Raw genomic sequence first — 6241 nt, 5'->3', positions numbered from 1 at the left:
CCGCCGCCGGTAGAACTGCCAGAATTGTCGCCATGGCCACTGCGGCCGGCGCGCCTCGATACCTTCGATGAAGTGTTGTCTTTGCGGCTGAGGTGGGGCGGGAAACAAGCGCACTCTGAACAAGAGTGCAGACGCGCGTCAATCTGCGTGTGATGGCACGACCAAATTCTGACATTTCCTCAGCCCGATAATCTGTAAGGGAGCGAGCAAAATTCTCGTAAGACTCATAATGTCAGAAATGCTTGTTATTTGCTGTATAAGGCAATTTTAAAATATTTAAATAAGTTAAAATATATAGAAATAAATGTTGTAATTGGAAAAAATATAAATAAAAATAATAAATTATAATAATAATCAGAAAATAACTGGAAAAATACAGGAATAACGTTGATAACCAGAATCATTTCATGGCAACAAAAATACTATTGTATTCGAGGGGAATCGGAGGACTCAGGGGAAGATTCGTGAAAACAACCGATAGTCCGCGGTTGCAACCGGAAGACGTGGTCGTTCGCACGGAATATGCAGCCCGTGTCCCAAAATAATGGGTGTGTGGTTTCTCTGTCTCAGAAATCGTGGCTGAGCCGGAAACGGATGGGCTGGTTGCGGATGCCGTTTTCGTCGAACGTCAGCGCGTAGTCGAGCGACAGCCTGGTGGTCTCACCGACGGCAATGAGATCCGTGCCGATACCGATCGTGCCGTAGTCGCGGGCCTCGTCATCCTCGCTCAGGGTGTAGACGGTCGTCGTTGACAGGTAGGACAGCGTCAGGTCGCTGGCATCGGCGAATTCATGGTCGTATTCGAGGCTGACATGGGGCTTCACGGTGCCGCGCGCGTTGGAATAGGTCGTCTCCACCCGAAAGCCGAAGGCGCTGACGAGGGAATCCACATTCTGCGATTCGTAGGTGAGGTTGTAGCTGCCGCCTCCGGTCTCCCGAATAATCGTCGAGCCAGGCCCGCGATGCCTGGATCCGCGCATAGGGCGCAAGCCGCACGCGGTTCAGGTCATGTTCGTAGGTCGCGCCTGCAGGAAGGCGTAGAATGGTCGCCCGTCGCGCGTACTGTCGGCGAAGTCACCGGTTGCGGTCACGTAGCGGGCATTGTCGAAACTCAGCCAGCCGTATCCGGCCAGCATGTCGAGGTAGAAGTCGGGAAGCGCTTGCCAGCTGGCATATCCCGAGACCGTGCCGCCGGTGCCATCGACTGTCGTGCCATTGTCGGAAACCTCGGTGTGTCCCCGATTGGCGCCAAGTGCGAAGCTCGCAATCAGGGCGTCGGTCAGCCGGTAGTCGAGACCGGCGGTGATCGCCATGGAGACATGGTCGCTGTCATCGCCCGACAGAGTGCTCGAGCCGATATCGATCGACCCGCCGCTCCACAGCGCCAGGCGGCCCTGGCTGAATTGGTTGAACGCATCGGCGAAGGAAGGGCCGTCGGCCGCTTCTCCGTGGGTGGCAACGAAGCCGCTCCGGCCGGGAGTGTCCGCCTCGCCGGGATTGTGGTCGGAGGAGATCTAAAGCGTATCGTGTTGGTGGAAATGCTCGCACTCAAGCTGCTCTTGAGCGGCCCGCCGTGGTGGGGCGAACGCAGGTGAGCATTGACGTTCGATATCTGCTGGCTTGCGAAGTTTCGCGCTGTATCCGCTTGCGCCGTGACCATTTCCGTCACTTCCGCGTCCTCGGTCGGATCCGATAGAAGAGCGACCACAAGGTTGAGGCTGAGCGTTACGGTTGATCCGGCGTCGTCGGTCACCGTCAGGGCGAGGGCGGATGTGCCCGTTGTCGTCGGCGTGCCGGAAAGCGTGGCGCCGGAGAAGGTGTGGCCGTCGGGAAGCGTTCCCATCAGCGTGAAACTGTAGGGCGAGGTGCCGCCCGAGGCGGCGAAGGTGACGGAATAGGTCTCGCCCTTTATCGCCGTCGGCAGGGAGGATGGGAAAACGGCGATGGACGGGGTGTCACTGTGAGCGTGGAGCTTTGGGTCGCGGTATCCGCACTCCCGTCCGTGACCTTGATCGTGAAGGTATAGGTTCCGACCGCGGTGGGCGTTCCCGAGAGCGTGCCGTCACTGCCGAGGTTCAGACCCGTGGGGGGAGCGTGCCGCTGTCGAGGGAGAAGGTGTGTAGGTGGCGTCTCCGCCCGACGTCGCGATCGTGGCACTGTAGGCGGTGCCGACAGACGCGTTATCGAGGGTTGTGGTGTCGATGGCAAGATCTGCCTCGGCGATCGAAAACTCGTAAGTCTTAAATTTTAAGTCGAGATCAGGATCGTCGTATTCAACTGTTATTGAGTAGCTGCCGGCGGTCGTTGTCGTGCAGTAAAATATAACATTACAGATGCTTGAAACATTGATCGTGAGACCCGGTATGGACCCGCTCGTGCTTTCAAACAACATACGATCAGATTATTCTGTCGGAATAGAAAAGATACTCTCCAACGGTGCCTTCAATGGGGGCTGTGACGGCGAGGGATGGGCGCGCGCCGAGCACGATGGCAAGCAGCAACGTCGGCATGAGCCGGATGCTGTGCCAGATACTCCTGCGCCATACGACGAGGTTCGCCTTGTTCTGTCTTGTCGGTTCTGCAGAACTGAAAATCGTCGAGAGAAAACGGGTTAACTTGAATACGGTCATTCCAAAGCCGTCAGTGTGCAGTTGCGCGCGTAGAGCCGATGCAACTTATAAGACTTTTATAGCCGGAATTGAATTCAAATAGGGTGAATAGGTCGTACAACCTATATTTTTATTTTAGATATAAATTCGTAAACACTATGATATTGATAATATAGTATGTGATAATTCCATATTGAACTTGATGTATATAAATATTGAAGCGAAGAAACCACACCTCATGGTCGTGTGAGGCAAATTCGTATTTGAAATTTACGCCCCTGGCAGGCAGCTGAATGGCGATTTCCTTGCGCCTAACACGTATGTATCATCGTTAAATTTGACATTTCAGCAATTCATTTGCTGGAAACCGCGATGATACGATGATTAACTGTGTATCGTCTTGAATGCGACAGATGCGAGCGTTTTCAAGCCGGCGGGAGGTTTCCTGCACGGGGAGGGGCGGCGTCGGGACGCGTTATAGTGCGTGGTGCCCGCGTTCGTTTTTCCGCCCGCGGAAGATGACGATCCGCGCCTTTGCATGTATCTCGACTGTTTGCACAGATATGCTGGCCTTTGGAAACGAGTGTCGGGTCGGAGGTGACACAAGGTTCTGAAACCGGAGAGAATGAGATGGTCGCGAAGGTCTTTATCGATGGCGAAGCCGGCACGACGGGTCTCCAGATCCGCGAGCGCCTGGCGGCGCGCCGCGATATCGAGCTTCTCTCCGTGCCGGCGGAACGGCGCAAGGAGATAGCCGCGCGCGCCGAGCTGCTGAATGCCGCCGACATCGCCATTCTTTGCCTGCCGGACGACGCCGCGCGCGAATCCGTCTCGCTGATCGGTAATGACACCACCCGGGTCATCGACGCTTCCACCGCTCACCGGACCGATCCGGCCTGGGCTTACGGGTTTGCGGAAATGTCGGGCGAGCAGGAAGGCGTGATTGCCGCCGCCAAGCGGGTGGCCAATCCCGGCTGCTATCCCCAGGGCGTGATCGCAACGGTGCGGCCGCTGGTGGAAGCGGGGCTGGTGCCGGCGGACTATCCGTTCTCCGTCAGCGCCATATCCGGATATTCCGGAGGCGGGCGCAAGATGATCGAGGCCTATGAGGCCGACGCCGATCCCGCGTCTTTCGCGCCCTACGGGTTGAAATTCGCGCACAAGCATCTGCCGGAGATGAAGCTCTATGCCAAGATGGCGATCGACCCGGTCTTCATGCCGTCGGTCGGCAACTATGCGCAAGGCATGGTGACCATGGTGCCGCTGCAGCTCTCTGCGCTGCCGGGCAATGTCACCGTCGCGATGTTCCACGACGCCATCCGCGACTGGTTCAAGCCGGGCGGTTTCGTCGAGGTGGCGGAGTTTGCCGAGGTCGACAAGCTTCCGGAGCTCGACCCGCGCACCTTCAACGGCACGAACGGCATGCGACTGCATGTCTTCGGCAACGATGCGCGCCGTCAGGCGGTGCTGGTCGCCGTCTACGACAATCTCGGCAAGGGCGCTTCGGGTGCGGCCGTGCAGAACATAAACCTGCTGCTTGGGTGCGATCAGGCCGAAAGCCTGGCCGCCTGACCTGGCTGCGGGAGCGGACGGGACCGGGGTGAGCGGATGTCGTTCATTCACAGAAACTCTTGAAAATACAAATAGTTGAAGCCTGTATCTGAATCAGATGGAAAAGTTCACCACCTTGACGGGCGTCGCAGCACCGCTGCCTTGGGTCAATATCGACACCGATATGATCATTCTCAAGCAGTTCCTGAAGACGATCAAGCGCACCGGTCTGGGTACGGCTCTCTTCCACGAGATGCGCACCAATGACGACGGGTCCGAGAACCCGGATTTCGTGCTCAACAAGCCGGCCTATCGCAATGCCAAGATCTTGGTGGAGGGCGACAATTTCGGCTGAGGTTCCTCGCGCGAGCACGCCCCCTGGGCGCTCCTCGATTTCGGAATTCGCTGCGTGATCTCCACCTCGTTCGCCGACATCTTCTACAACAACTGCTTCAAGAACGGCATCCTGCCGATCAAGGTTTCCGAGTAAGACCTTGAAAAGCTTATGGAAGATGCCGGGCGCGGCGCCAACGCGACGCTGACCGTCGATCTGGAAGCGCAGGAGATCAAGGGCTCGGACGGCGGCACGCTTGCCTTCGACATCGACCCGCACCTGAAGCATTGCCTGCTGGAGGGCCTCGACGATATCGGCTAGACCATGCAGCGCGCGGGTACGATCGCGACCTTCGAGCACAAGATGGAAGAGGCTCGCCCCTGGGTGTAAGCCCGGCTCCATCGCAGAAGCTTTTTGCTGGGCGGTGCGATCCTGCGTAGTCGCCGGACGCGTCGCGCGTAATGGTGAAGCGTTAAACATGCTTGTCGTTAAAGTTTTAACCGTTCCGTGCGGGCATTCCGGCGGTTCCGGATGACGCCTCGCGCGTTTTCGGAGAAAAGTCGCCGGGGGTATGAAAGGCGCAGACACGGGGGCTTCGTTTGTCCGCAAGGGTTTTTGTAATGGCGTATCCCAGGCGGATTCCCGCACTGTTCGTGGCTTTCGCGCTCGTCGCGGGGCTTTGGCGGGTGTTCTTCCATTCCCGGTTTCGGCTGGCTCGACCGGTCCAATGTCACCTGGAACGACACCAAATGGTGCGTTCCCGGTTCGCTGAAGCGGGTCGTGGTGCGCGTCTCTGAGTGTTTCGGCCATGTCACGGTGACTTCGACCAAGCGCTGGTGGATTGAGAACTGGTGGAAGGGCGGCGCGCCGCATTTCCTGCACCGCTCGTGCCGTGCGGTCGATTTCAAGGTCCGCGGCAATCCGCGTCAGGTCATCGACTTCCTGAAGGCGCAGCGTGAAGTCGGCGGATACAAGTATTATCTGGGCAGCCACTATCACATCGACAACGGCCGCCGCCGCACGTGGTGAGCGGCCTCAGGGCACGTGACATTCCCTGAAATCGTCCAGCGTCTGCGCAGTGGCAAGGCAGTCGCCGACTTCGATGAGATCCTCTCTCAGCGTATCCGCCCTGCGTGACATCTCCCGGTAATTGTTCAGCAGGTCGTTGTATTCGTCGACGAGATCGTCATGTTTCCTGACGGCCTCGTCCAGATCCGACTTGCAGACGAAGCCGCTGAAGTTGCATGTGTTCGAACTGAAGCACACCGCATCTTCATCGACGCACTTGGCGGTGCGATCGCAAACCTTGTCCCCAAAATCGAGACATGCGCCGTCCGTTCCCCACGGACATGAGAACGCCTGCTGCGCCTCCGACCGGGAGGGGGCGAGAGACAGGGCTGTAAGACAGCAGGCAAGCAGGATGACAGCGCGCATCGGACTTTCACGCTTCACATGACGATTTGACCGTTGCGGACGGTATCAGTGCAGTGCAAACGCCGGAAGGTGGTGAATGGCCGCTCTGGAATCAGAAGATGACCGGAAATTTCGAGAGTGGACGAGGGGGTGGAACTGACCTGAAATGGTGTGCGATCAAAAACATCACTTACAGATCAAAAACATCACTTACAGGTTGTATTCCGTGGTGGGGTAATTTTGATGATCAGACCAATATTTACTCAGAGAAAAAATGTAAGAAATATTGAAAATCTGACAGATATTACAACTTTGCGAAAATTCTGTAAGAACG

7 protein-coding genes and 2 pseudogenes are annotated in these 6241 nt (G+C 57.0%); 6 read left to right on the top strand and 3 right to left on the bottom strand.

Annotated elements, in window-relative coordinates; all coding sequences use genetic code 11:
* Window positions 1-566: 566 nt before the first annotated feature.
* Window positions 567-1313, bottom strand: a pseudogene (locus tag QNJ43_RS20185) (autotransporter outer membrane beta-barrel domain-containing protein).
* Between the two features lie 6 nt (window positions 1314-1319).
* On the opposite strand from QNJ43_RS20185, the gene QNJ43_RS20180 reads away from it, so the two are divergent.
* Both QNJ43_RS20180 and QNJ43_RS20175 read left to right on the top strand, forming a co-directional pair.
* The gene (locus QNJ43_RS20180; RefSeq protein ID WP_300472456.1) at window positions 1320-1595 is read left to right on the top strand and encodes a hypothetical protein; all 276 of its coding nucleotides are present in this window, start codon (window positions 1320-1322) and stop codon (window positions 1593-1595) included.
* 117 nt (window positions 1596-1712) lie between these two features.
* Window positions 1713-1859, top strand: a complete 147-nt coding sequence (locus tag QNJ43_RS20175) for a hypothetical protein (protein ID WP_300472454.1) — start codon at window positions 1713-1715, stop codon at window positions 1857-1859.
* Between the two features lie 537 nt (window positions 1860-2396).
* Here QNJ43_RS20175 and QNJ43_RS20170 read toward each other — a convergent pair.
* Window positions 2397-2630: a hypothetical protein gene (locus QNJ43_RS20170; RefSeq protein WP_300472452.1), complete on the bottom strand. Its 234-nt coding sequence runs from the start codon at window positions 2628-2630 to the stop codon at window positions 2397-2399.
* A 609-nt stretch (window positions 2631-3239) separates the two neighbouring features.
* Between QNJ43_RS20170 and argC the strand changes: the two genes are divergently transcribed.
* The 3 genes and pseudogenes from argC (at window position 3240) to QNJ43_RS20155 (ending at window position 5523) form a co-directional block, all read left to right on the top strand.
* On the top strand, window positions 3240-4181 hold the full coding sequence (gene argC / locus QNJ43_RS20165; protein ID WP_300472450.1) for an N-acetyl-gamma-glutamyl-phosphate reductase: 942 nt from the start codon (window positions 3240-3242) through the stop codon (window positions 4179-4181).
* 97 nt (window positions 4182-4278) lie between these two features.
* A pseudogene (gene leuD, locus QNJ43_RS20160) lies at window positions 4279-4884 on the top strand (3-isopropylmalate dehydratase small subunit).
* 393 nt (window positions 4885-5277) lie between these two features.
* Window positions 5278-5523, top strand: coding sequence for a D-Ala-D-Ala carboxypeptidase family metallohydrolase (locus QNJ43_RS20155; RefSeq protein ID WP_300472447.1), 246 nt, complete (start codon window positions 5278-5280; stop codon window positions 5521-5523).
* A 6-nt stretch (window positions 5524-5529) separates the two neighbouring features.
* On the opposite strand, the gene QNJ43_RS20150 is transcribed toward QNJ43_RS20155, so the two are convergent.
* On the bottom strand, window positions 5530-5928 hold the full coding sequence (locus tag QNJ43_RS20150) for a hypothetical protein (RefSeq protein WP_300472444.1): 399 nt from the start codon (window positions 5926-5928) through the stop codon (window positions 5530-5532).
* Between the two features lie 26 nt (window positions 5929-5954).
* Between QNJ43_RS20150 and QNJ43_RS20145 the strand changes: the two genes are divergently transcribed.
* A complete protein-coding gene (locus QNJ43_RS20145; RefSeq protein WP_300472442.1) occupies window positions 5955-6197 on the top strand; it encodes a hypothetical protein in 243 nt (80 codons plus the stop codon).
* Window positions 6198-6241 lie beyond the last annotated feature (44 nt).

Origin of the sequence: Breoghania sp. (assembly GCF_030066895.1) — a bacterium.
Classification (GTDB): domain Bacteria; phylum Pseudomonadota; class Alphaproteobacteria; order Rhizobiales; family Stappiaceae; genus Breoghania.
This window is presented reverse-complemented; position numbering and strand designations above follow the sequence as displayed.

What these genes read in the sequence shown, in the direction of transcription:
- QNJ43_RS20180 (WP_300472456.1), top strand. Translation starts at nt 1,320, where the DNA reads ATGGTCGCTGTCATCGCCCGACAGAGTGCTCGAGCCGATATCGATCGA.
- QNJ43_RS20170 (WP_300472452.1), bottom strand. Translation starts at nt 2,630, where the DNA reads ATGACCGTATTCAAGTTAACCCGTTTTCTCTCGACGATTTTCAGTTCT.
- argC (WP_300472450.1), top strand. Translation starts at nt 3,240, where the DNA reads ATGGTCGCGAAGGTCTTTATCGATGGCGAAGCCGGCACGACGGGTCTC.
- QNJ43_RS20150 (WP_300472444.1), bottom strand. Translation starts at nt 5,928, where the DNA reads ATGCGCGCTGTCATCCTGCTTGCCTGCTGTCTTACAGCCCTGTCTCTC.